This window comes from Vibrio sp. 03-59-1, from assembly GCF_013114135.1.
GTDB classification, from domain to species: Bacteria; Pseudomonadota; Gammaproteobacteria; order Enterobacterales; family Vibrionaceae; genus Vibrio; species Vibrio cortegadensis.
On sequence record NZ_VTYA01000009.1, the window covers coordinates 1 to 25,169 of the forward strand.

At 41.6% G+C, this 25,169-nt stretch carries 21 protein-coding genes and 2 pseudogenes; 13 read left to right on the forward strand and 10 right to left on the reverse strand.

The features are described from left to right. The first annotated feature begins 215 nt into the window (after nucleotides 1–215). The 3 genes from F0249_RS10585 to F0249_RS10595 all read left to right on the forward strand — a co-directional run bounded on the left by F0249_RS10585 (nucleotide 216) and on the right by F0249_RS10595 (nucleotide 2,554). Nucleotides 216–623: a hypothetical protein gene (locus F0249_RS10585; protein ID WP_171756649.1), complete on the forward strand. Its 408-nt coding sequence runs from the start codon at nucleotides 216–218 to the stop codon at nucleotides 621–623. Nucleotides 624–717: 94 nt separating this feature from the next. Further along, nucleotides 718–1,868 (forward strand): IS3 family transposase gene (locus F0249_RS10590; protein ID WP_171756650.1). Its coding sequence is split into 2 segments (ribosomal slippage): nucleotides 718–961 and nucleotides 961–1,868, totalling 1,152 coding nucleotides; the frame shifts between segments, so codons are not numbered across the junction. A gap of 437 nt (nucleotides 1,869–2,305) precedes the next feature. Then, entirely contained in the window at nucleotides 2,306–2,554 is a 249-nt protein-coding gene (locus F0249_RS10595; protein ID WP_029203587.1) for a DUF3297 family protein, read from the forward strand. Between the two features lie 403 nt (nucleotides 2,555–2,957). On the opposite strand, the gene F0249_RS10600 is transcribed toward F0249_RS10595, so the two are convergent. From F0249_RS10600 to F0249_RS10610, 3 genes are all read right to left on the reverse strand, one after another. Continuing rightward, nucleotides 2,958–4,913: a BCCT family transporter gene (locus F0249_RS10600; RefSeq protein ID WP_171756651.1), complete on the reverse strand. Its 1,956-nt coding sequence runs from the start codon at nucleotides 4,911–4,913 to the stop codon at nucleotides 2,958–2,960. Nucleotides 4,914–5,385: 472 nt separating this feature from the next. Then, the gene (locus F0249_RS10605; protein ID WP_113795730.1) at nucleotides 5,386–5,799 is read right to left on the reverse strand and encodes a VF530 family DNA-binding protein; all 414 of its coding nucleotides are present in this window, start codon (nucleotides 5,797–5,799) and stop codon (nucleotides 5,386–5,388) included. A 70-nt stretch (nucleotides 5,800–5,869) separates the two neighbouring features. Next, nucleotides 5,870–7,477, reverse strand: coding sequence for an ABC-F family ATPase (locus tag F0249_RS10610; protein WP_084654970.1), 1,608 nt, complete (start codon nucleotides 7,475–7,477; stop codon nucleotides 5,870–5,872). 342 nt (nucleotides 7,478–7,819) lie between these two features. On the opposite strand from F0249_RS10610, the gene F0249_RS10615 reads away from it, so the two are divergent. The 4 genes from F0249_RS10615 to pheT all read left to right on the forward strand — a co-directional run bounded on the left by F0249_RS10615 (nucleotide 7,820) and on the right by pheT (nucleotide 13,849). Beyond that, nucleotides 7,820–8,674 carry a sulfurtransferase gene (locus F0249_RS10615; protein ID WP_171756652.1) on the forward strand — a complete coding sequence of 285 codons (855 nt, stop codon included), beginning with the start codon at nucleotides 7,820–7,822 and terminating at the stop codon, nucleotides 8,672–8,674. A 159-nt stretch (nucleotides 8,675–8,833) separates the two neighbouring features. Then, nucleotides 8,834–9,952, forward strand: coding sequence for a GGDEF domain-containing protein (locus F0249_RS10620; protein WP_171756653.1), 1,119 nt, complete (start codon nucleotides 8,834–8,836; stop codon nucleotides 9,950–9,952). 453 nt (nucleotides 9,953–10,405) lie between these two features. After that, nucleotides 10,406–11,389: a phenylalanine--tRNA ligase subunit alpha gene (gene pheS, locus F0249_RS10625; RefSeq protein ID WP_113795726.1), complete on the forward strand. Its 984-nt coding sequence runs from the start codon at nucleotides 10,406–10,408 to the stop codon at nucleotides 11,387–11,389. Nucleotides 11,390–11,407: 18 nt separating this feature from the next. Further along, nucleotides 11,408–13,849, forward strand: a complete 2,442-nt coding sequence (pheT, locus tag F0249_RS10630) for a phenylalanine--tRNA ligase subunit beta (protein ID WP_171756654.1) — start codon at nucleotides 11,408–11,410, stop codon at nucleotides 13,847–13,849. A gap of 177 nt (nucleotides 13,850–14,026) precedes the next feature. Here the strand turns inward: pheT and F0249_RS10635 are convergent, their stop codons facing one another. The 4 genes and pseudogenes from F0249_RS10635 to F0249_RS10640 form a co-directional block, all read right to left on the reverse strand. Next, complete coding sequence (locus F0249_RS10635; RefSeq protein WP_253825314.1) at nucleotides 14,027–15,172, reverse strand: hypothetical protein; 1,146 nt, start codon at nucleotides 15,170–15,172, stop codon at nucleotides 14,027–14,029. A 42-nt stretch (nucleotides 15,173–15,214) separates the two neighbouring features. After that, nucleotides 15,215–15,385: pseudogene (locus F0249_RS20225) on the reverse strand (hypothetical protein); the annotation flags it as partial. Between the two features lie 41 nt (nucleotides 15,386–15,426). Then, on the reverse strand, nucleotides 15,427–15,882 hold the full coding sequence (locus F0249_RS20135) for a UvrD-helicase domain-containing protein (RefSeq protein WP_216599591.1): 456 nt from the start codon (nucleotides 15,880–15,882) through the stop codon (nucleotides 15,427–15,429). After that, the gene (locus F0249_RS10640) at nucleotides 15,875–18,115 is read right to left on the reverse strand and encodes an ATP-dependent endonuclease (RefSeq protein WP_171756655.1); all 2,241 of its coding nucleotides are present in this window, start codon (nucleotides 18,113–18,115) and stop codon (nucleotides 15,875–15,877) included. The genes F0249_RS20135 and F0249_RS10640 overlap by 8 nt, the downstream gene beginning before the upstream one ends. Nucleotides 18,116–18,400: 285 nt before the next feature. Here F0249_RS10640 and F0249_RS10645 point away from each other — a divergent pair, with 285 nt between their 5' ends. Both F0249_RS10645 and F0249_RS10650 read left to right on the forward strand, forming a co-directional pair. After that, on the forward strand, nucleotides 18,401–18,643 hold the full coding sequence (locus F0249_RS10645; protein ID WP_253825308.1) for a hypothetical protein: 243 nt from the start codon (nucleotides 18,401–18,403) through the stop codon (nucleotides 18,641–18,643). A gap of 13 nt (nucleotides 18,644–18,656) precedes the next feature. Continuing rightward, nucleotides 18,657–18,995, forward strand: a complete 339-nt coding sequence (locus F0249_RS10650; RefSeq protein ID WP_136994501.1) for a cytosolic protein — start codon at nucleotides 18,657–18,659, stop codon at nucleotides 18,993–18,995. A 171-nt stretch (nucleotides 18,996–19,166) separates the two neighbouring features. Here F0249_RS10650 and F0249_RS10655 read toward each other — a convergent pair whose 3' ends face one another. Then, entirely contained in the window at nucleotides 19,167–19,358 is a 192-nt protein-coding gene (locus tag F0249_RS10655; RefSeq protein WP_017052313.1) for a hypothetical protein, read from the reverse strand. A gap of 483 nt (nucleotides 19,359–19,841) precedes the next feature. Here F0249_RS10655 and F0249_RS10660 point away from each other — a divergent pair, with 483 nt between their 5' ends. Together F0249_RS10660 and ihfA are read left to right on the forward strand one after the other, a co-directional pair. Beyond that, nucleotides 19,842–20,972 (forward strand): HD domain-containing phosphohydrolase, encoded by a 1,131-nt coding sequence (locus F0249_RS10660; RefSeq protein ID WP_171756656.1) that lies wholly within the window; start codon nucleotides 19,842–19,844, stop codon nucleotides 20,970–20,972. Nucleotides 20,973–21,487: 515 nt separating this feature from the next. Further along, entirely contained in the window at nucleotides 21,488–21,784 is a 297-nt protein-coding gene (gene ihfA / locus F0249_RS10665; RefSeq protein ID WP_017052310.1) for an integration host factor subunit alpha, read from the forward strand. 125 nt (nucleotides 21,785–21,909) lie between these two features. Here ihfA and F0249_RS10670 read toward each other — a convergent pair whose 3' ends face one another. Beyond that, the gene (locus tag F0249_RS10670; protein WP_171756657.1) at nucleotides 21,910–22,680 is read right to left on the reverse strand and encodes a RelA/SpoT domain-containing protein; all 771 of its coding nucleotides are present in this window, start codon (nucleotides 22,678–22,680) and stop codon (nucleotides 21,910–21,912) included. Nucleotides 22,681–22,980: 300 nt separating this feature from the next. On the opposite strand from F0249_RS10670, the gene F0249_RS10675 reads away from it, so the two are divergent. Together F0249_RS10675 and F0249_RS20410 are read left to right on the forward strand one after the other, a co-directional pair. After that, the gene (locus F0249_RS10675; protein ID WP_113795739.1) at nucleotides 22,981–23,628 is read left to right on the forward strand and encodes a thiopurine S-methyltransferase; all 648 of its coding nucleotides are present in this window, start codon (nucleotides 22,981–22,983) and stop codon (nucleotides 23,626–23,628) included. A 129-nt stretch (nucleotides 23,629–23,757) separates the two neighbouring features. After that, nucleotides 23,758–23,829 (forward strand): annotated as a pseudogene (locus F0249_RS20410) (pentapeptide repeat-containing protein); the annotation flags it as partial. A 52-nt stretch (nucleotides 23,830–23,881) separates the two neighbouring features. Here the strand turns inward: F0249_RS20410 and purT are convergent. Further along, nucleotides 23,882–25,057 (reverse strand): formate-dependent phosphoribosylglycinamide formyltransferase, encoded by a 1,176-nt coding sequence (purT, locus tag F0249_RS10685; RefSeq protein ID WP_171756658.1) that lies wholly within the window; start codon nucleotides 25,055–25,057, stop codon nucleotides 23,882–23,884. Between the last annotated feature and the right edge of the window lie 112 nt (nucleotides 25,058–25,169).

Consider the following 25,169-nt stretch of genomic DNA (forward strand, 5'->3'; position numbering starts at 1 on the left):
TGACTCCTAACGCTTGGCGAGTTTACTCCGGTTTGAATTTTGTGTTTATGGCGCAGTGATTTAGCTTGGGTGTTATAGCGTTGTCGCACCTTAATTGGGCGTTATACGACGTACGGTCTGAAAAGTCGTTGCATATCATTTTCTTATGTTTAACAATGAGTCTAATCGTTTGTGGAAATATTTTTCTAACTCTTTAACCCAAACGAGGAAGTGGTATGTTTCAAATATCTGACTTTTCAATAGTTGATGGTCGATTGACGGTCAAAAAGGATAGTTATGCTCTTAGCCAGATTAAGAGCGTTAAAGTTGTTGAAAATAAGGTGTCTTCGCACTTAATTAAAGCAACTGTTACTTCAGCTATAGCTTCAAGTATTTTATGGTTGTTCGAGCCATTTTCTACTCCTTGGGGCTTTAGCATCAATGCTGGTTTAGTTGCTTTACTATTTACGTTCCCAGTTGTTTTGTTCCTTTCTATCATTCGCTCAAAGTACCAACTTCAAGTTGAATTTGAGCATCAAGATGAGGTTGGCCTCCAATGGATAACGGTTGCTAGCGGTAGAGCGGTTCAAGAATTAACAGCGTTTAAACGAGTTGAGCAGGACTTGGCGCGTGATATCGCTTAGTATCAAGTTTGAAGTGCGACACTTTCTACAGGTGATCCGCACCAGCAGTTTTGGACACTGAGTTAAGTGAGTACAATCACTAATGAGGTGAACCATGACAAGCAAGAAGAAACGTATTATCCATTCTCCTGAATTTAAAGCAGAAACCCTGAAGCTGGCAGATAAAGTGGGGGTAGCTGCAGCCGCAAGACAGCTCTCATTACATGAATCTCAGATCTACGGTTGGCGAAAAGCCACAAAGAAGAATTCTAATATTAGCCAACGAGAACAAGAATTAGCCGTTGAAGTCGCTAAGCTAAAGAGGCAGTTGGCAGAGCAAGCAGAAGAGCTAGAAATCGTAAAAAAGGCCGCCACCTACTTCGCGAAAAATCTAAAGTAAATTGCTATGAATTTATGCTCGAACACCTGCTGAGTTTTAGTGTTACTCGCATGGCTAAGGTGTTCAGAGTTTCTCGAAGTGGGTTTTATTATTGGGTTGAGAATCGTCACAAGGCGATTCAACGCGAGGCAGCTCGCCAAAAGCTTGATACCAAGGTCAAAGAAGCCTTTGACGTTAGCAAAGAACGAGATGGCTCAAGACGTATTCAAAAGGAATTGGCTGAGAGCGGTGACAACCATAATGTTAAGACCATTGCTGCCAGTATGAAACGTCAGGATTTAGTAGCGAAAGCAGCACGCAAGTTTAAGTGTACAACGGACAGTAAGCATAAAATGCCCGTTGCTCCAAACTTTCTCGCTCAAGATTTTAACGCAACAGCTCCGAATCAAAAATGGGCAGGAGACATCACCTATGTTGCCACAAGCGAAGGCTGGCTGTACTTAGCTGTCATTATTGACCTCTATTCAAGACAAGTTATTGGTTGGTCTATGAATACGAGAATGACGGCCTCACTGGTCTGCGATACCTTATCAATGGCTTTATTTCGCCGAGGTTTCCCTGGGCAGGTTATTACTCATAGCGATCGAGGTAGTCAGTACTGTTCGAAAGACTATCGAGACCTAATAAGCACTTATAATCTAAGGCAAAGTATGAGTAGGAAAGGAAATTGCTGGGATAATGCTTGTGTTGAGAGCTTCTTCCATTCTATGAAAGTTGAAGCAATCCAATACGAACCGATCATGACGAGAGAGCAGATGCGTCAAACGATCTTCGAGTACATCGAGGTTGATTATAATCGAACGAGAAGGCACAGTGCTCTTGGGTACCTAAGCCCAATGAACTTTGAAAAGCAAAATGTCGCTTAGTTAAGTGTCCAGTCTGGCTGGAGCAGATCACTGAGTGCAAAGCCAGTAGATTTGTAACCAATTCAGCACCTTGGCGCAAAACTTGGCTCTGTCGTGTGGGCAACTCATAACAAACAATTTAAGAGTGACTCCCAACGCGTGGCGAGTTTACTCCGGTTTGAATTTAGTGTTTACGTGCAGTGGTTTACTCAGCACGGTCATAGCTAGCAAAGCTTTGTCGGATGGAGAAAGTGGAACATATACTTTAGACTAAGCCTTGGTAGAACAGAGCTGTAATTTTCGTGTACGCCATGACCTTTTCACTTTAAGTTGATGTAATTGTAATCAGTGCATTATTTTATGTGCCATAGCCTTATTATGAGCTGACTTTTTAGGCTTGAGCGAAAGGCTTGTATTGTCTACAATGGCGCACTTTTTATTTACTTCAGGTCATGAAAATGAGCGATACTAACTCAAAACCAACTTTACCAGATCACCTTGCTGGCAACCCACGCAGCCCGCACCATGTGGCTGAATGTTTCGAATACCCAATCGGTATCCGTCTTAATGGTAAAGAACGTACTGATGTTGAAGAATACTGTATTAGCGAAGGTTGGGTAAAAATCCCATCACCTAAAGCATTAGATCGTCGTGGTCAGCCAATTCTGATCACACTAAAAGGTACTGTTGAAGCTTACTATATCTAAAATTAGCTTCTATATATTACTTATTATCAACACATAAGGTTTAGGGTTCTTCTTGCTTTATGTGTTGTATTTCAACCAATAACACTACTTGTTTTTCCTTTCACAAACTTACTCTTCAATTCCCCCAATTCCTTAATTCTCGATGTGACCAGTTGTAACCATGTGAACTGACTTAGTTTACCGTCTTTTCCACGCGTGGCGCCCTGACTATGAATCGATTTTAGCAGTAATATGTTGAGGTTGAATCACGGTGTAATACTGTGAAACGGTTCGTTAACACTAGAGTACATACTGCCGGAGGCCGAAATGGAAGCCGACAGCATGTTTGAGCGATCGTGACTTATCCTGAGGAAATAAAACTGTCGTTTACTCAGAACGATGCCACCAAAACCAGACTAAATGCTTACTCAATGTTGGAGTGTAACCTTGCTTGAATCGCGGCTTTTGTCTCCTCTTGGGCTAAGCTCGCCTCAGTTAACTCTTTGTCTTTCATAAGGTTGTTAAAAGCACTTCGAGCGATTTGAGCTTGCTCAGATGCATCAAGTTTCTGTGTTTTAGCTTTTGCTGCCACTTCGGTTAACAGACGTAACTCTTCGATGATCTCATCTGGAGCATTTCCCAGTTCCAAGCTCGATTCACCTCTCGATAGAGCTTCACGACGCAGTTGTTTTTTGAGTTTCCAAATGGCCTCAATGGATTCGCGTTCGATGTTTGCAGCGTCAATTGCACTATCGCGAAGTAGCTCAAAACGAGCGAGAGCTTGGCCTTCTTTGCTCCAAGGATCGACTTCAGGGAGATCTGATATGTTGATGACAGGATCAACGTAATCATCTTGATGGCTCAAATCCAGCATTGCTGCTTTTACGCCAGAGACCATCAACATGACCGCAATAACAAGCAGGGGTAAGCCTCCGACAATGGCCGCAGTTTGTAAGGTAGCAAGTCCACCCATAAACATTAGAACTGAGGGCATGAAGGATAGGGTGAATGCCCAAAATAGACGGTTCCAACGCATTGGGTCTTCAGTCACATTTGTCTGTACGACAGAGGCTAAGATATAAGAGATTGAATCGAACGTTGTAGCCGTGAAAATGATGCATAGCGCGGTGAACAACGCGATGATTACAGTACTAAATGGCAGTTGCTCTAAAATCGAGAAAATCGCCCGAGTTGCTCCTTCGGCATTCAAGATACCGACCACATCAAGTTGACCTGATAATTGTAGCGATAACCCATAATTACCTAAGATCATAAAGTACATCGCGCAACCTAACGAGCCAAAGAAAACGGCACCAGAAACCATCTGTTTTATGGTTCGCCCGCGAGAGATCCGCGCAACAAATAACCCCATACTTGGCGCAAACACGAGCCACCAAGCCCAATAAAAAATCGTCCAATCTTGAGGGAAGTGAGTATTGGCGAAAGTGCCCATGCCACCAAAAGGTTCTGCCCAAGTTGCCATCACAAAGAAGTTTGAAAGCATACGACCAATAGAGTCTAAACCGGTTTCCAGCATGAATATTGTTGGGCCACAGAATAGAACAAAAAGCAGAAGGCCAATCGCTCCCCAGAAATTGATATTACTGAGAACCTTAATGCCTTCGTCCATCCCTTTATAAGAGGAGTAGGCGAAAATAGCAGTACAAAGCAGTAAGACACCAATCTGACTTCCAGTGGTGGCAGGAATACCAAATAGATAGCTAATTCCTTCATTAATTAAAGGGGCGGCGAGTCCGAGAGTGGTTGCAGCGCCACCCAATAAACCGAAAATAAACAAGATGTCGATAAATTTTCCAAGCTTCCCAAAACTATGGGCTTCGCCAATCACAGGCATAAGAGCCGCTGACACTTTTAAAACCGGTTGCTTGCGGACATAAAAGAAGTAAGCGATAGGAATTGCTGGGATCATGTAAATACACCAAGCGATCGGACCCCAATGGAAGATACCGTAAGTCGCTGCCCAGCGTACGGCTTCTTCACTTCCTGCCTCTAATTGGAAAGGTGGGTTTTGGTAGTAATAAGCCCACTCAATCGTTCCCCAATATAGAATACTCGCCCCTATGCCACCACAAAATAGCATGGCTGCCCAAGAGGCCAATGAGAATTCCGCATCTTCATCGGGATCCCCCAGCTTGATCTGGCCAATGTCAGAAAAAACGATATAAATCATGAAAAAGAACGCCGCTAGCCCAAGCGCTAGATAAGCAAAACCTAACTTGTCTGTCATGAAAGATTTAGCGATTGAAATCCATTCTGCCCCCTCTGTAGGGAAAATGAGTAAAGGAGTGATCACTGAAAAAAGCAGTATTAAAGCACCGAAAAAAGTGGGTTTGTCGATAAGTTCAAAGTGTTTGTTCATGTTATGTTCCGTAACAAATAAACAGTATTAATCGAGCGCACACAGAATCGCCCCCACTACTTGAATATCAGGTAGGGGGTAATTGAAGCGAAAGTATAAATAGTGTGCGAGTAGTTAGCTTTGAAGCGTAAAACGTTGGTGAGAAGACCCTGAATTGGCGTGGTTAAATTTGCGCTAAAATAATCCCAAATTCTATTTTTGTCGATATAAATTTATGCTGATTTTTCATTATATTTGGCGTGAATATAATGATGGAAATTTAAAGAGATGAGTGATGGGTTTGGAAGTGGAAATAGTTATCGGATAGATAAATATTACTCGTGAGGAGAGTAAAAAATCTAAGAAAACAATCGTGCGTTTTGACTGAATTCAAACAAAAAAAAGCCAAATCAATATGGATGATTTGGCTTATCATTTTTGTAGTCAATTCACGTGAGGCTAATCGACATGTCGTTAATGAGGTCTGAGACAATTAGCGACGGTATTGACCTCTGCCACGAGATGCTCTCTCTTTATGAGCAGATGCCGATTTTGCTTGAGAAAGCAGGATAGACTCAACAGTCAATTCCATAGGTTCTCTTGGCTCAAGACCGTGTTTAAATGTACGAGAACGAGGAGGCATGTCGTATTCAAGATCGGATGCTTTTGGCATACGCTTGAAACGGTAAAGATAGAAATTTTCCACTTTCTCTCTTGCCCATTCCGTTTTTTTCAAATATTTGATACTGCTGGCAATGCTTGGTTTGGTATTAAAGCAGTTCAGACGCATTGCCGTATCTAGAATTTCCCAACCGTAGTGATCAACAAGCTCTTGCAGCAGAGTTTCTAGTTTAAGGCCATGTAGTGGGTTGTTCTGTTGAAGTTCGATTCTTTCTTCATCAGTCATAAAGAATTCCTTACGCAATAGCCGCAGTTTTCAGCGGCGGCTATGTATTTAAATTATTAAAATCGCTTAATTATAAAGCGACTTGCAGCATTTTTGTTTGGTGATCCAGATACTCTTCGTAGGTACCTTGGAAGTTGACAAGCTTTTTGTCTTTTACATCAATAATGCGCGTAGCCAATGATGACACAAATTCGCGGTCATGGCTGACAAAAATTAGTGTGCCAGTATACACTTTAAGCGCACTGTTTAAGGCTTCAATGGCTTCCATATCCATGTGGTTCGTTGGTTCGTCCATCACCAGTACGTTGATGTCTTGCATCATTAACTTACCGAAAAGCAGACGGTTTTTCTCACCACCAGAACAGTTTTTAGCTTTTTTGTTAGCATCATCAGCGGTAAAGAGTAAACGACCTAGAATGCCACGAACCATAAGATCATCATGCTTCGCTGTACGCCACTGAGAGATCCAATCGAAAATGGATAAATCGTTGTCAAAGTCAGCGGTGCTATCTTGAGGGCAGTAACCCACAGATGCATTTTCAGACCATTTAATGATGCCTTCATTTTGCTTAAGATCATTCACTAAGCAGCGAAGTAGGGTACTTTTACCGACACCATTTTCGCCGATGACCGCTAATCGAGTTCCAGCCTCAAGGATTAAGTTGCCGCCTTCGAACAGCACTTCATCTTCAAAAGCATGACCAACATTTTCAAGCTCAAGAGCAAGACGGTGAAGCTTTTTACCTTCGCCAAAATCTATAGATGGGCTAATACGGCTCGTTGATTTCACTTCATCAAGCTTGATCTTATCCATCTTTTTAGCACGAGAGCTCGCTTGTTTCGCTTTAGAAGCGTTTGCACCGAAACGGTTTACGAAATCTTGAAGTTCGCTGATTTCAGCACTTTTCTTAGCATTACTTGCAAGAAGCTGATCGCGGATCAAACCTGAAGCTTCAAGGAAGTATTCGTAGTTACCCGGGTAAATACGTAGCTCACCGTAATCAATATCAGCCATGTGAGTACAAACAGAGTTTAGGAAGTGTCTGTCGTGGGAAATAATGATCATCGTACATTTACGTTGATTCAGTTCCTCAGCCAACCAATTGATGGTGTGAATATCCAAGTTGTTGGTTGGTTCATCAAGTAGCAAAATATCAGGGTTCGCAAAAAGCGCCTGTGCCAAAAGAACACGAAGCTTCCAGCCTGGCGCGACATGTTGCATCAAACCAAAATGAAGTTCCTCTTCAATACCAGCTTGAAGAAGAATGTCACCTGCACGGCTCTCTGCGCTGTAGCCATCCATTTCCGCAAATTCACTTTCGAGTTCGGCTACTTTCATGCCGTCCTCTTCGCTCATCTCAGGTAAGCCGTAAATACGGTCACGCTCTTGCTTGATTTCCCAAAGTTTCTTATCACCCATAATCACAACATCAATAACATTATGCTGTTCGAATGCGAATTGGTCTTGGCTAAGAACACCAAGTTTTAGTCCAGGAGTGATAGAGACATTGCCTGAGCTTGGTGTCAGTGCGCCGCTTAGGATCTTCATAAAGGTGGATTTTCCGCATCCGTTCGCACCAATTAAACCATAGCGATTACCATTACCGAATTTGGCAGAAATGTTTTCAAATAAAGGCTCAGCGCCAAATTGCATTGTGATGTTTGCGGTAGATATCAAAGAAGTATTCCTAGGTGTGTACTGACAAGCCGATCAATTGACACGATAGCCAATTTTAGCGATGCGAAAGTAAGGGCAAATAGGCGGCGCATTATACAGAGTTGTAAAGATAAATGTAGTCTAGTTGCGGTTTATTTAAGTTTGATAGCAAAGAAATGATGGCTAACATTTGACAAAAATAGTAAAAAGTAGTGGCTTGGAGGGTGTTGATGCTCATTAGAGTCAGAAATCGGTATTGGGTGTAGGCCTGCATTTCGCATAATATGAGTATTTCATGTAGTGTCTCTCTTTCTGCGTGATGTAAGCGTGAATGTTATAATCTTTTGATTCTGGAGGTATAGGATGGGAAGTCCATTAGTGACGACCGAATGGTTGGCTCAAAACTTAAATAACAAGAATGTCATTGTATTAGATGCCAGTATGGAGACTGTCATTGGTAAAGAGCCTCTCGTCTATCAAACCCCTACTTTTATTCCTCAAAGTCGCAAATTCGATTTAGAAAACGTGTTCATCGATACAGAGTCGACACAGGTTCATGCCTTCCCAACCGTAGATCAATTTACGAAAGCAGCGCAAAAGCTCGGCATTCAACCAGACAGTATTGTTGTGATTTATGACAACCAAGGTATCTATTCTGCGCCTAGGGCATGGTGGATCATGCAATCGATGGGATTTGAAAATAGTTATGTTCTAGATGGTGGTTTACCTAAGTGGATAGAAGAAGGGAAAGCGACCACTGACTCTTTGGAAGTGTCTTCAAATGGTGCTGACAATCTAATAACCAATTATCAACCTCATCGCGTTTGCACATCAGATTTTGTTTTTGACAATCTCACATCAGCCAAATATATGGTTATTGATGCTCGTGGTTCAGAACGCTTTAGTGGTAATGCTGCCGAGCCAAGAGAAGGGGTGCGAAGTGGACACATCCCCAATTCAATCAACCTACCATTTGCACAAGTGCTTGACGGTCTCTGCTATAAATCAGTTAAAGAGTTGGATGAACTGTTTACTGTACATCTAAAGCATGAGAATAAGCCTCTTATTTTCAGTTGTGGTTCAGGGATTACGGCGTGCATCCTATTACTGGCGGCCTGCGTTGCAGGAAAAATGGATTGTCGTTTATACGATGGTTCGTGGGCAGAGTGGGGATCTTGCCCATCATTGCCTGTTAATTCGTTCAGTAATCGTACTTAAAAAAATAAAATCGTTAATTAAACAGGTTTGTTTGCGGATCTATGTCATTTTTTAAGTAGGTCAACCGAATGTAGGTTCTGCCTTTGTGTAAACTACCATTATATAAAATAATCATTTGTTCACTTGAACGATGTCGAGTGAATAGCAGGTACGATAGTAATGAAATCATTCCAGTGGGATAAAAACTTTGAAACGGGCCTCGATGATGTCGATGAACAGCATCAGTTTTTAGTCGAAATAATCAACAAGTATGGCTCATTATTATCAGAAAATACCTTGTCATTTAGCGATATTAACGTCGCTCTGTTTGAGCTTTCTCGCTATGCGGAGTTTCACTTTCGCGAAGAAGAAGCAATGATGAGGGATACCAATATCTATCCTGCACACCTTGAATACCACATTGAAATGCATCGGTCATTTATGTCTGAAGTGATGGGTATGCAAGCCTTTATCACCGAAGATGATCCAAAAAGTGCGGAGCTTCTTTTAGACTTCCTTATCCATTGGCTGGCTTATCACATACTCGGTATTGATCAAAATATGGCTCGCCAAGTGAAAGCGATTGAGTCTGGGGTTTCGCCAGAAGAAGCGTATAAGCAAGGTGAAAAAGAGGTTGATAGTTCAACAGAGCCATTACTTAACGCATTGAATGGACTTTTTGAGCAAGTCTCAGTCAGAAATAAGCAGTTGTTGAAATTGAATCAATCTCTAGAAGATATGGTAGAGAAAAGAACACAACAGCTTTTGCTTGCCAATAGAGAACTTGAACAGCTATCGCTTACTGATGTTCTCACGAAGTTGCCTAACCGCCGTCATGCAATGAAGCAGTTAAATAGCTACTGGAACGAGTCTACCGAGTTAGATTTGCCTTTGGTTTGCATCATGATCGATGCGGATCACTTCAAGTATGTCAATGACACTTACGGGCATGATGCCGGTGATATCGTCTTGATTGAATTATCTCAAGCGTTAAAAGATGCGTTCAGAAGTGATGATTTTGTGTGTCGTCTTGGTGGTGATGAATTTTTTGTTATATGTCCGCAAACCAATTTAGCTGGTGGATTGCATATTGCAGAGTTAACAAGGCTTGAAGTGGAAAAGCTGAACATACCGGTGGGTGATGGTCGCTGGAAGGGAAGTATTAGCATTGGAGTAGCGCAGCGTACCGAGAAAATGGTGACGTACAACGACTTGATTAAAGCGGCAGATGAATCCGTCTACTTAGCGAAACAAGCGGGTAAAAATTGCGTTAAGAGCAACGAACCAACAGAATCTTAAACTACATCGCAGAGTCAATAATCGTTAATGTGGTTTGGCCTATTTAACGTTGATTTACCACTCTTTCTGTTTACCACTTTTTCTGAGGTGAGTGTAAGGGATTAGAAGTCGCGTGAATGTAAAATATCGCGTCTATAAACCAAGCTCTCACCATCATTTCAACAGTATTACCCTCGCTTTGACACGAAAATACGGCAAAGCGCAGCGCAATTTTTACAATATTCGCAATCATTTCAAATATCCCGTTCTCTTTAAATTTGGCTAATTTTGGCCTTTTTCCACAAATTTCTATCCATTTGAATTTATTGTTTAAGGTTATTGATGAAATATCGTCCGATAACCGCTTCATTTCAATATTCAATTTGGCATTGCTTGTCTGTTTGATTACTATGTATAGCTATTCAAAATACCAATACTCCCTTATGGAACTACCACTGGGTAGATGAGGATACGATGCAACATCTAGAAGAGATCATTGCTAATGCAACGACAGCGATTGAAAGCGCTGATTCGTTAGTCGCACTTGATGACGTGCGAGTTCAGTATTTAGGTAAGAAGGGTGAATTAACTCTTCAATTACAAAGCCTAGGTAAACTTCCACCTGAAGAGCGTCGCACTGCTGGTCAAGAGATCAACAAAGCGAAAGGTGCTGTTCAACAAGCGATCGCAGCTCGTAAAGACGCACTACAACGTGCAGAGCTTGAAGCGAAGCTAGCTGCAGAAACTATCGATGTGAGCCTACCAGGTCGTCGCATTGAGAACGGTGGTCTTCACCCAGTTACTCGCACTGTTGAGCGTATCGAGCAGTTCTTTGGTGAGCTTGGCTTTAGCACTGAGTCTGGCCCTGAAATCGAAGATGCATTCCACAACTTCGATGCACTCAACATCGCAGACGATCACCCAGCTCGTACTGACCACGATACGTTCTTCTTTAACCCAGACTTAATGCTACGTACGCACACGTCTGGTGTTCAGATTCGTACTATGGAAAACGGCAAACCACCTTTCCGCTTTATTGCTCCGGGCCGTGTTTACCGTAACGATTACGACCAAACTCACACGCCAATGTTCCACCAAGTGGAAGGTATGTTAGTGGATGAGAACGTAAACTTCGCACAACTTAAAGGTATTCTTAACGATTTCCTTTGTAATTTCTTTGAAGAAGAAGTTGAAGTGCGTTTCCGTCCTTCATTCTTCCCGTTCACAGAGCCTTCAGCTGAAGTTGACGTGAAACGTAAAGATGGCAAATGGCTAGAAGTTCTAGGCTGTGGCATGGTTCACCCTAACGTACTTCGCTCTGTTGGTATCGACCCTGAGAAATACTCTGGTTTTGCATTCGGTATGGGTGTAGAGCGTCTAACGATGCTTCGTTACGGCGTAAATGACCTTCGTGCGTTCTTCGAGAACGACTTACGTTTCCTTAAACAATTCAAGTAATCCGGGGCAGTCAAAACTATGAAATTCAGTGAATCTTGGCTACGCGAGTGGGTTAAACCTGCAATTAACAGCGAAGAGCTAGCTCACCAAATCACTATGGCTGGTTTGGAAGTTGACGATGTAGAACCTGTTGCTGGTGAATTCACCGGCGTTAAAGTAGGTAAAGTGGTTGAGTGCGGTCAGCACCCAGACGCAGACAAACTACAAGTAACTAAAATTGATATCGGCGCTGTTGATGCAGAAGGTAATAAAGAACTTTTAGACATCGTATGTGGTGCATCTAACTGTCGTCTTGGCCTAACGGTAGCAGTAGCAACTGTTGGCGCAGTACTGCCTGGCAACTTCAAAATCAAGAAAGCAAAACTACGTGGCGTTCCATCGCACGGCATGCTTTGTTCTTTCTCTGAGCTAGGTATCGACGTAGAGTCAGACGGCATCCTTGAGCTGCCAGAAGGCACAACGCTAGGTATGGACGTACGTGAGCTTCTTGAGCTTAACGACGTAACTATCGACGTAGACCTAACAGCAAACCGCGCAGACTGCTTCAGCATCCGTGGCCTTGCTCGTGAAGTTGGCGTACTAAACCGCGCAGACGTTACAGAGCCAACAGTTGAAGCTGTTGCAACAAGCATTGAAGACACAGTATCTGTTGAAATCAAAGCAACTGATGCTTGTCCACGTTACCTTGGCCGTGTGGTTAAGAACGTAAACGTGAAAGCGGAATCTCCAATCTGGATACAAGAAAAACTGCGTCGTTGTGGTATCCGTTCAATCGACCCAGTTGTAGATATCACAAACTACGTGATGCTAGAGCAAGGCCAACCAATGCACGCATTTGATCTAGCTAAGATCGAAGGCGGTATCGTGGTTCGTCTAGCAGAGCAGGGCGAAAAGCTAACACTTCTAGATGGCAACGAAGCTGAACTAAACAGCAACACACTTGTTATCGCAGACCAAAACAAAGCACTAGCAATCGCTGGTATCTTTGGCGGTCAAGATTCAGGTGTGACTACTGAAACGACTGACGTACTTCTTGAAGCGGCATTCTTCGCACCGGATCACATCCGTGGTCGCGCACGTGCTTACGGCCTTCACACTGATTCTTCTCTACGTTTCGAACGTGGTGTTGATTCAACACTTCAAGCAGCAGCAATGGAGCGTGCAACACAGCTTCTAGTTGAAATCTGTGGTGGTGAAGTTGCGCCAGTAAACGGCAGCGAATCTGAAGCTGATCTACCTAAAGCAAACGTAGTCGCTCTACGTCGCGCTAAGCTAGACAGCCTACTAGGTCACGAAATCCCATCTACAGACGTAGTGGAAATTCTTACTCGCCTAGGTTGTGACGTTACTGTTGTTGAAGATACAGAAAGCACAGACGCAGGTTGGACGGCAACGTCTCCATCTTGGCGTTTTGATATCGCAATCGAGCAAGACCTAATTGAAGAAGTAGGTCGTATCTACGGTTACGATAACATTCCAAACCAAGCGCCTAAAGCGGCACTTAAAATGAATGACCACAAAGAAGCTGACCAACCGCTTAAGCGCGTTCGTGACCTTCTTGTAGACCGTGGCTACCACGAAGCAATCACATACAGCTTCGTAGAACCAGAACAGCAAAAGCTTGTTGTACCTGGTGTTGAGCCGCTAATCCTGCCATTCCCAATCTCTGCGGACATGTCAGCAATGCGTCTTGGCCTAATCCAAGGTCTTCTAAACACAGTTGTTCACAACCAGAAGCGTCAACAGTCTCGCGTTCGTCTATTCGAATCAGGCCTACGTTTCATCCCTGAAGCAACGGCTGAAAACGGCATGCGCCAAGAAATGATGCTTGCGGGCGTTATCTCTGGTACTCGTGGCGAAGAGCACTGGGACATTGCTACTAACACTGTAGATTTCTTCGATCTTAAAGGTGACCTAGAAGCAGTTCTTGAGCTTTCTGCAAACGAAATCGCATACAGCTTCAAGGCTCTTTCTTCTGAAGCAAAAGAGCGCAACCCAGCACTTCACCCGGGTCAATCGGCTACGATTATGGCTAACGGCAAAGAAGTGGGTATCATTGGTACTGTTCACCCAGAGCTAGAGCGTAAGTTTGGTCTTAACGGCCGCACTATCGTATTCGAAATCGAATGGGCAGCTATCAACACTCGCGTGCTTCCAGAGGCTGTAGCCGTATCTAAGTTCCCTGCAAACCGTCGTGATATCGCAGTAGTTGTTGACGAAGCCGTTGCTTCTGGCGACATCGTTGAAGCGTGTATCGCAGCTGGTGGCAAATTCCTAACAGGCGCTAAACTGTTCGACGTATACGTTGGTCAAGGCGTTGAAGAAGGTAAGAAGAGCCTAGCTATCGCACTTAGCCTACAGTCTGTAGAGCGCACACTAGAAGATGCAGACATCGCTGGTTCAGTAGATGCTATCGTAGCTTCAATCTCAGAGAAATTCGGCGCAGCACTTCGCGACTAATCTCTTCTGATAGATAGAAAAATCAAAGGCCTCGCATTGCGAGGCCTTTTTTGTGTGAATGGGCAAGGCGTTGAAAGTTAATGAATAGAAATACGTTAGCTATTTCATCAAAATATCACTTTGTATTTAGCTGTATTTTCGTCAGTAAATTGTATTCGGGCTAGGCATATACTTAATCTATATCATTTCAATTTCATCTTTCATAAACCAACCAGACGCTATGCTCTTATTCTTAACCGCTTCCGGTTCTTGCGTGTATGCAACTACAGCTAAACTTTTTTGAGCTCTACTACATATTACGTAAAATAGTCTTCTAGTTCGTGATATAACCCAATCTCGACCTTCGGCTTGGTTTTGGATGTCTGTCTTACTTAATGCCTTAGCACCAAACAACTTTTCATATTTAAATAGAAAACCATTTGAGTCATCGTCATCCATAATTGCAACAACACGGTTAAACTCTAGTCCTTTTACACCCTGGTGGGTTCCGAATCCTAATTTTTCACTAAGATATAAAGAATAGTTATTTAAATGACTCAATGGAGCATTTAACGCTCTTTCCCAAGCTAATGAACTATCACTAGATTCATCTTCGTTTTTATTTGGTTCACCATCAGCTTCAACAAAAAGTGCTTTAAGTGTATCTGGAAGGTAAATTAGGTTATTTTTATCTATCAACTTCAAAACTTCACTAATAGAAGGGTCACCATCTACGACCTTGGACGCAACACTACTAACGGAGTCGTCTATTTCTTTTAATGTTGAGATCGGGTCTGTACAGAACCGAGCATTATTAGAACTAATAACACTAGAGTGTTTTTTAATAATATTAGCTATCAAAAAGTCGTTTTGTTCCTTAATTGCGTTTACCAACGGTAAGAAGTGGTTACAGAGAAACCTAAGTGAAGTGTTAGTACCATTCAATAGAGCGTCCTTTAGATGATCCACTTTCGATAATGGCATGTAGAATTTGTCGAAGTTTCCGCGGCTAGCTGCCATAGCATGTTCTAAAGTTAGAACTTTAGTTTGATCTGGTTCCAACCACGCCAAATCCTCGGCAATTGATGACATTTTATGCCTAACATAGCTCTCCACTTCGGGTTTGTTGGCATTGAATGAATCTACGATGAATAACCTTACTACTCCTTGTGCTGCTTCAGCTGCAGGCTCTTGTTTTTTACCATCATCTTCATCCCTAATGTTATTAATTAATGACACTATTCTTTTGGGAGAGCGATAATTAACAATTTTAGATGGTGTCTTCCAATCGCTAGGGAGAGCATCTTCTAAATCATCTTTCCCTCCGCTATAGATCCTTTGCATGAGGTCGCCAAATAGTCCAATAGAGAATTTCGAACGATTTAAGCTTTGTGTCCTTATGAAAGCCTCCATTAACTCCTTTCTAGTGTCTTGACTCTCGTCAATTAGAAGTATGGGGTACCTATTTATCAGTATGTTTTGTAATAAATCACTTTCATTAAGTAACGTAGCTGTTATCTGAATAACTTCTTCATGAGAAACAGTACCTCTCTCCACTTTGTTGCTTGTCGGTGAATATGAAAACTCCCTAACTAAGCTCAATTCATCAGCCTTTTTAATTTAGAGCCTCTTTTCCTTATGTTTTGTTGAGCGGTTTTTCCGTTGATATCCTTCGCTTTCGAGATCTTTAAGTTAAGGACATCTATATCAGTTCTAAGTTTTTCTTTTAGCCAATCTTTTATATCTTCAGTGAATGGCGAAATTAGCTCCCAAACAAAGCTATGGATAGTCGATACATGAAACAAAGGGTCGTAAGATAAACGATGCTGTATTTCATCACATGCTGCGTTAGTGTATGTAATTACTCCAACTCGCTGTCCATTTCGGATCAAGCGAGCTAAGTTATTTTCACGTATCTCTTGAAGCACATTCACTAAAGATCTAGTTTTACCCGAGCCTGCCCCCGCAAATAAAAGAAAGCTCTTAGGTTGATCTAAACTTAGATATTCGTATATTTCACGATCTACACCGATTAAGGCTTTATAATTAGTCACTTAAGGACTCCTTGTTTATTTCAGGAATACTTGGGTCTGGAATCCATATGTATTCTAAACTCATAGTTTCTAATTTTTCTTCTAACCAATTCAAACCTTCTTTTATGTACTCCGGAACTAAGAGTTTTTCTGGTTCAACATCAAAAAGTAGGTCTAATGCCATTTTTGCTTTCTCTCCATCGAGAGCTTTATACATAGCATTACAACAAGCATCTAAAGTTTTCTTTTTTGTCGCCAAATGCATTTGCTTTACCATTCCTGATGATTTATTCAATGTCTTAAATAACTCAAGATTTGTAAGTGCTACAGCATCTTCAAATGTATAGGGGATAACCTCTTTTGGTTTTCTTGCTTTTGGCGTGAATTTTGTCTGAATACCATATTGAAAGGAAACACGTACATTATCTCGAATTTTTTGTTCAGGAGGTAAATCGATCAATTCATCAAAAGTTATATCGTTGAAGTTAAACCAACTTTTTAGAGTATCGCTACCAAACTCTAAAGATGCTCCTCTTTTGGGACGAGTTTTACTTTTTGATGAACTACATGCATCTGTATCTGTTATCACTAGTGTTGGTAGATCTAAGAGCTCAATTAGAGGCTTCAACCTTTGCGCATGTGCACCTCCAATTTCCAAAATAGAAATATAACTTCGTTGTAAGTTCTTGTGATGATGGGCAATAAAGTGCGGAAGTAACATACGCTCAGCTGCTCCCTCAACCAGAATAATCCCGTTTGCAAAAAATAAGTCACAATGAGTTGATTTTAAATACCTTGATACAAACTTTTGTGTGGCTGAAACATTAGACTCTCTTTTTTTCTGCGAAGGGAATACCGTTGAAAGATTCACGACTTCAGCTTGAGGGGTTGGTTGCTTCTCCGATGCTGGACTTCTTTTAAAGTACCGGAGGCTTTCAAACCCAGCTTCGTAAGCAACATAACTAGAGTGGGTGCTTATAACCATCTGTGTAGTTAGGTGCTCTTCAACGGTTCCATATTCTCTAAGTACCTTATAAGCCTTTCGTACAAATACTTGTTGTACTTGGGCGTGTAGGTGAGCTTCAGGTTCTTCAATTAATACTAAGTGTATCGGCTCGATAGCTATATCTTCGTCCGAGCGTCTTTTCCCTATTTTTCCTACCCGAAGCCAACGGTCACGGAAAGTGATCAACTGAAAGATAATGTGGATTAAGTTTTTATATCCTAGACCATTGTATTGCTCAGGAAGAGAAAACGTATGATCTCCAAAGTTTTGCTTTCTAATATCAAACACTACTGCAGCATCATGCTCTAAAGTATCGATGGGGTTTAATCGACTTGATAGTTTTATATCAGGATCTGTAAAACCTGGGTATCCTAGCTCTTTAATCTCCCCTAACGTTTTTTCAAATGCGGTATCTAACCGTTTATCGAACTCAGTTTGAGCTTTTTCAATTGCTTCTAACGCACCTAAGTCATCGGCTTCAGGCATATCCGACGGGTTTAAATGACGTTTATAATATTCATTGAGCTGAGATGATAAGCTGCTTGCTGGTTTACTTGATTCTGAATGAGGGTCAGAAAATCCTCGTTGTGCCTCAATTGTATCAACTCTAAATAGCCCCTTAAAAGGGTCAAAATCAAAACAGATCGAGTCGCTTGTAATTGCTTGAGTTTTGTCGATTTGAGATGGGTCAAGTAAATATGCCTTGATCTCAAATTCAATATGTAATTTTTCTTTTAGATAGTCTTTGAAGTCTCTTGGCCAAAGAGGTAGCTGTTTTTCCTTGTTTACCTCAACAACAGCATTTCGTTCTCGTACATAATTTTCACGTAATCTCTCGAGGTCTTTTGGTTGATATACCAGACGGACACCTAAGGGTTCTCCAGTCCACTTTAGTGTAGGGATGAGATGAGCAACTCTTTGAACTTCCTCAATACCTGCATCTATCCACACATCTAGAGAAGGACAGTAAGGCTGCCAATCTGCCAGATCTAAGCCAGAATGCATCGCTGTATCCTGTTTCATCCAAGATTGAGCAAACTTATTCAGAAACATCCAATTGCACAAAGTAAAATCGGTTGATGCTATCTTTTTGTTTTTATTCTTATCTAGAAAACAAATCAGGGCATCGGTCGCTGAAGTCTTCCCACTGTTATTTGCACCAACTAAAAGCGTTTGCTCCTCAGCGAATTCAACGCGACAGCGTTTTAACTTTCGAAAGTTTTGGATGTCTACAAAGCTAATTTTCATGAGTTTCTCACCAGATAAACATTAAGCAATTATTTTAATATAAAAATGTATATGAAATTTTGATCTATACAGTGAATAAACACTGTAGGTATCGGATTTATAAGTGGATCTGGATGATAAAATAGTTTGAGTAAGTCAATTGAATCGGAAATATTATGTTGTTATAACGTTCTTGCTTACATTCTAAATTCAACCTTGACCTGTCTACAACTTCACATTTTATAGTGACTTATTGATTGAGAGGGGCACTTTCTGTGTTCCCTCTAAAGTAAGTAGAGAGACACTATGAAACGTTTAATTCTAAACATCACACTCTTTGTATTCATGGCACTTGGTAGCATTAATGCCATGGCTCATGATTCAACGGTTAAGTACGGTATTGCTATATCTCACGATGGTGAGCAAATTGCGTATGGCAAAAACGGGAGCGGGGAGAAGGCGCTGATCTTGCCTTTAGCAACAAAATCGCTACTACGTTCTGCCCCTGATAGTGATAGAATCCCCGCATCAGAACTATCGAGAAACTAGGTATTTATCAACAATGTTTATCCATCATGTAAACGACATCGACTGGCTGGTGATTACAGCTTTTGAAGAACTAAAACCGATGTTTATCGAAGATGCAGGCCCAATCCCATCTTACTTCTCTATTAGCAGTGAATTGAGCCTGATTGATCAAGCTAAACGCAGCTATGGATTTTTGCCTACACTCCGTGGTGTGATCACCGATACTGGTACATATCAAAGCAAAGATCTTGATGAAGATTTAAACCCACAACTTGCCTGCCTAGTTGAAGGGCGTGGTCGGGTGTTTATCTATCACGGTGACTATGTGGCTTTTGTGGATGACGAGCAAACCTTTATAACCCGAATGGACTGAAATCGGCATCCCAACCAGTCTACAACTTCATACTTTATAGTGGCTATATTGATTGAGAGGGCGCTTTCTCTGCTCCCTCCAAAACATCACACTCTTGGTATACCTGAGGCATGGTAGCATGAGCGCCATAAGTCATGGTTTAAATGCTCAGCTCGGTACTACAACACAGAACTAACGAGATGCTTTGTTCTTTTTAAGGTACTTGAACCCAGCCCAGATGAGATAACTCACAACGCCGACGATGAGTGCTGAACGAATCAGAATAGGGGCGTCATGCTCAAGTTGAGTGGCATGAGGAACAATACTGGCAAACAACCGGCTCGTAAAAAATAGCCCCATTACTAACATAACAATTTTATTCATGTGACCTTTCCCCCTAATCGACTTGTTGTACAGAACAAACTGCTAATGAATTCACTCATAACGAAGTCTTTATTGTTCTGCATGGAAAGCAAAGAATGCGCCTCTCAAGCGTCGTCGTCAACGCGATATCAGCCAAAAGTAGGTAAGCTTAATTTCCATTTTTGGAACTAACAAACACCAAAAATGGAAATGAAAGGGAGAGAGTGTGAAAACTGAGTCGATGTGATTGGTGATAAATGGAGCGCATGGTGACAGTGATTCGACCGATGTTTATGAAATCAGTGAGATTTTGATCTTAAAAGCAGCGCTTAGGTAAGTGTTTTTATATCCATTTTTTTAACATTTTTTGATCACAGTTTGATAATTGTATTAACCCTATTTTTTAAGTGGCCTCTATATGCAATAGTAATGGTAGTTCAACACATAGTGTGACCGTAACGTTTGAATTTGAGATAAACATAAATATGAAAATAGGTTGGTTATATGTTTGATTACCAGCGACTAAATTATGTTGCGAACACAGAACAAGAACTATCTTCGACATTCACGCAGATATTTAAACTTTCAAAAGAGACTTACCAAAACCTTTCTCGCTTCTCTGTGACGCTGGTTGATGACGATCAGTTAGCGAATTTTTTTGTTTTAGACTCGCTAGAGGGCTCTGCAACCAACGATCTGTATAAAAAAGTGCTATCACTTAGGTCGAGTTTAACTTGTGTCGTTACAGAGCAAAATGTCCGTGTTGTGAGCGACTTAAAACGGTTGAATCAGAATGATCGAACCGTAAAACTTCTTCAGACTGGGCACCGAAGCAGTTACACATCACCGCTAATTTATGATGGAAAAACGATTGGTGTTCTATTTATCAATGCAGACACAGAGAGTTATTTCGATTGTCAAAAACTCCAACGAGATTGTGCATTTATATCGCAGGTTGTTAACGGCCTTATCCTTAAGCACTGCGAGCGTCAGCATCATCTTCGGTCAGCACTCGCGATTGCATTAAACATTGGGCATGCGCGGGATCCGGAGACAAAAGAGCACTTGATTCGAATGGGAAAGTACAGTGAACTGCTGGCAAGGCTGTTGGCGGACACTCATCCAATCGACAATAGATTTATTCATTTAATCGCTCATTACGCTCCTTTTCACGATATTGGCAAATACAAAATTCCAGATGATGTACTTTTTAGTGATAAACGATTTTCATCCGATGACAGAAAAATAATGTCAAAGCACACAATATATGGTGTTGAAATTATAGATGAAGTTCTTTGTTACATAGATAAAGATTGGGTGACAGGAAGCGATATAGGTCTACTCAAAAATATTATTCGACATCATCACGAACGCTATGATGGAAGTGGAAGCCCTGACAATTTGTCGGGCACAAACATTCCATTGGAGTCCAGAATTGTCACTTTAGCTGATGTGTTTGATGCACTATTGAGTAAGAGAGCTTATAAGGAGGCGTGGTCAATGGAAGGTGTAATTGCTTACATAAAAGAGAACAGTGGCTTACTTTTTGATCCCGAATGCGTTGATTTGCTTCTAGATAACCTAGACCAGTTTGTCGCTATTAGAGATAAAAACAGAGATGCAATTGGCGGATAGCACGATGGGTTTGGTGTTACGAAGTATCATGATAACTCAACGGGTTAAAGGTAGACGGTACGCTTGGAATATTTGTTCTCTTCGGGGGATAATATTGAGCATCAAAATGACTTATTCATGTTATGCAACTATTTCAGTGTGACCAATTGAGTATGCACTTTGAGTGTTCAACATACTGATTTTAGTAACTATTTATGAGTAAATACACAAATTGACAAAATTTTTAAGCGATCTATCAAATAGAGTTTTGTACTGATTATTTTGTTGTTTCTGAATTTAAATTCCGCAGTTGTCTATTTTTTGACTTTTGATGTGCTTTTTGTGCTCATTGTACCGAATTCTTATCTGTTTGATTTATATGATGTATATCTAGATGGACTGAAAAAAGTTGGCGAAAATCAGAAGCTTGGCATACACTTTCCAAGTAAAGCCGATATGTTGTTGATTGGCTAAGTGAAATGCTTTGGCGCTACTAATTAAGTAGCAATGTTTAACACACCTTTGAGGATAGTTTTATGGCGCTCACAAAGGCCGATTTGGCTGAAAACTTGTTTGAAAAACTTGGATACAGTAAGCGGGATGCCAAGGAAACGGTTGAAGTGTTTTTTGAAGAAGTTCGTAAAGCACTCGAAAGTGGCGAACAGGTTAAACTTTCTGGTTTTGGTAACTTTGATCTTCGTGAAAAAAGCGAACGTCCGGGCCGAAATCCAAAAACCGGAGAAGACATTCCAATTACTGCTCGCCGTGTAGTTACTTTTAGACCTGGGCAGAAATTAAAAGCTCGCGTTGAAGACATTAAGTTAGATAAGTAAGCTACGCCCAAGCAATTGACCACGCCTCGCGTGGTCTTTTTGTATCTAAAGAATCAAATTAAAAAGGCACGCTGATTAGCGTGCCTTTGTCGTTGTAGCGTTTAAACAAGTATTGTTAGCCGTGACTATGCTGCTTTAAGTTGAGTGGTAATGTAAGGCTGCCAAGCCTGTTGGTACAGTTCTAAAGATTGACGGCGCAAGCTTGTTATCTGCGCTGTTTCAATATCGTTTAGAGCTCGATTTTGTGCACTCGCCACTCGTTCAATGCCTTGGATTATTTCGTAAAGCTCATGTTCGGCCCCACTTTTCACTTCTGCTATTGCTTTTAAGTGCAATTGAACTTCAGCGATGATGTTTGTTTTTGGAAGGCGAACCAACAGGTTTAAATCACGGTAGCCTGAAGGGGCTGGGGATTTAAATCGGTTTTTGACTTTTACGATTTCAGCTTCACGACTAATGGTTTCGTATACTGTGACTAAGCTTTCTACATCGTCTGCAATTATCGTGGCACGAGCGAGGTCGGTGATTCTGTTTGTTTGACCATCAAGTTCTAGATTAATTTTCTCAATGGCACGATCTTGTGACTTCACACCAGCAAAGAGTGCAGAAGAATCAGTTAATAACGCTGTGCTTTTACAGATAGTTTCTAGCTCCAGTTGAGCTTGGTGTGCTTTGCTGTAAAGAATATCAAAATCATCATAAGGTTGAGTTGGTGATGATTGAATGGGTTTTATTCCGTAAAGTCCACTTAGGCTATGTTTGAAAAGCGTAGGAGAGACTTCATTCTGTGAGGATCGGTTTTGTTCAGTGGAAGGTGATGACACGGTTGCTGCAAATGCAGGCGCGCGACTGAGTACCAATAGCATTAATGCTGCTGTACGGAGAAAAGGGGCCATTTACACTCCTAGATTACTGTTACAAAAAAGGGCACTTAAAGGCAGTAACGTGTTTTCAAGAAATCTAACTGTATAACCAAATTTAACTATTAATGACCTTGGGGTAGAAAAACTAAAACCAACCCTGAAGTCTTAATACATCAATAAAATGTGAGCTACATTGCACTTTATTTCTGTTAAAACAGAGAGTAACAAACCTCTTCTTTCGTATGTCAATTTAATGCGAAGGTTTTGTCTGAGCTTGTAATCAGTTACTCTCTATTTGATGTATCCATTATCTACAGTGAATATGAATTAAACATGAACGATCCTGAATTTTGGCATAATAAATGGGCCGCGAATCAAATTGGCTTCCATTTAGAAGATGTAAACCCTCTTTTAACTCAGTTTTGGCAAGCGTTAGATCCATCACGCACACAAAACGTTTTTGTTCCTATGTGTGGTAAAAGCGAAGATTTGATCTGGTTGGCGTCTAAGCACGATAGTGTACAAGGCGTTGAGTTGAGCAAAATTGCTGTGCGGGCTCTGTTTGCTGAGCATTTGTACACGCCATTAGTGACAACGATGAACGGCCAATATGAACGCTATCAGTTTGATGAACTTGATATCTATGCTGGGGACTATTTCAATGCGCCAATTGATGATGTTGAGTTGATTTATGACCGAGCGGCTTTGATCGCTATGCCTGAATCTATGCGTCAAGCTTATGTTGAAAAACTGAAAAGCGTGTTGAAACCAGGAGGAAAGATACTACTGGTAGGCTTAGATTACGCACAAGAAGAGATGGCAGGGCCTCCATTCAGTGTTCCGCATGCAGAGATCAAGACACTGTTTGACGATTTTACTATTACACACCTTTATAGAGATGATGCTGACGAGAATCACCCACGAATTAAAAAAGGGCTGAGTCGATTTGCAGAAGAGGTTTGGCTGTTAGAAGCAAAATAGTGCTGAAACCGTGTGAATCTTTAGTGACGGCGTAACAATGTAATATTTGCTGCAAAGGCTTAGTGGAAAGGAATCCTAGTGGAAACCTAACGCTTTGCAGCAAAAGTTCATTCAGTAAGGGCTTATTTAGCCAAAATCTATCTATCCAGAACCGATCTAACCAGAACCGATCTAACCAGAACCGATCTAAACAAAACCTAGCTAGCAAATATTCATCAAGCACAGACTCGATAGCATTCCTAACATTGTTGGCCTAGAAATGAATAGTAACCTTACTGGCACTCAGTATGGCAGCGTCTACGGCTTCTTCGATAGTCTCACGGCGAGTCAATGCCACACCTAGACGACGCGTTCCATCAATGTCCGGTTTCCCAAATAATCTGATTTGAGTTTGAGGCATTGCCAGTGCATCCTGCAAACCGTCAAAGCAGATGTTGTCCGAAGTACCAGCCGCAAGAACAACAGCAGATGCCGACGGACCATATTGAGTAATGGTGTTGATTGGCATACCAGTGAACGCTCGAACATGCAGAGCAAATTCAGACAACTCTTGAGAAATCAGCGTGACCATTCCGGTATCATGTGGGCGTGGAGAGACTTCATTGAAAACAACGTTATCGCCTTTTACAAACAGTTCTACCCCAAAGATGCCATAACCGCCTAGCGCATTAACTACCGACTCTGCGACACGCTGAGCTTCTTTAAGCGCACTTTCAGACATACGCTGAGGCTGCCACGATTCACGGTAGTCGCCATCTTCTTGACGATGTCCAACAGGCGCACAAAAATGTACACCATCGACAGCACGCACCGTCAGCAGCGTTATTTCATAATCAAAATCGATAAAGCCTTCAACGATGACTCGACCAGCGCCAGTGCGTCCGCCTTCTTGTGCATAATTCCAGGCACAATCAACGTCATTATCGGTTTTTATGACACTTTGTCCCTTACCTGACGAACTCATGACAGGTTTGACGACACAAGGTAGACCGACAAACTCAACGGCGGAAACAAAATCTTCATAAGAATCTGCAAAGCGATAAGGAGAGGTTGGGAGTGATAACTCTTCGGCAGCTAAGCGGCGGATCCCTTCACGGTTCATCGTCAGCAGAGTCGCTTTCGCACTAGGCACCACATTTAATCCATTCGCTTCTAATTCGACCAGCTTATCAGTAGCAATCGCTTCAATCTCAGGAACAACATAATCTGGTTTTTCAAGCTCGATGACTTTCTCCAGAGCTTTACCATCTAACATATCTAGAACATGGCTACGGTGCGCGACATGCATTGCAGGAGCGTTAGGGTAGCGATCACACGCAATGACCTCTAAACCCAACCGCTGACATTCAATGGCGACTTCTTTACCAAGCTCGCCAGAACCTAGTAATAGAACACGAGTTGCGCTTTTGCGCGTAGCTGTACCAAACATGTTAACCCTTAAATTTATGCTTTTCAGAAAATGACTGCGGCGATAATACTGCATTCAAATCAAGAAGCAAACGTTTGCGCAACTGTTCGGTGAAATTTTAAACGTAAAAAAA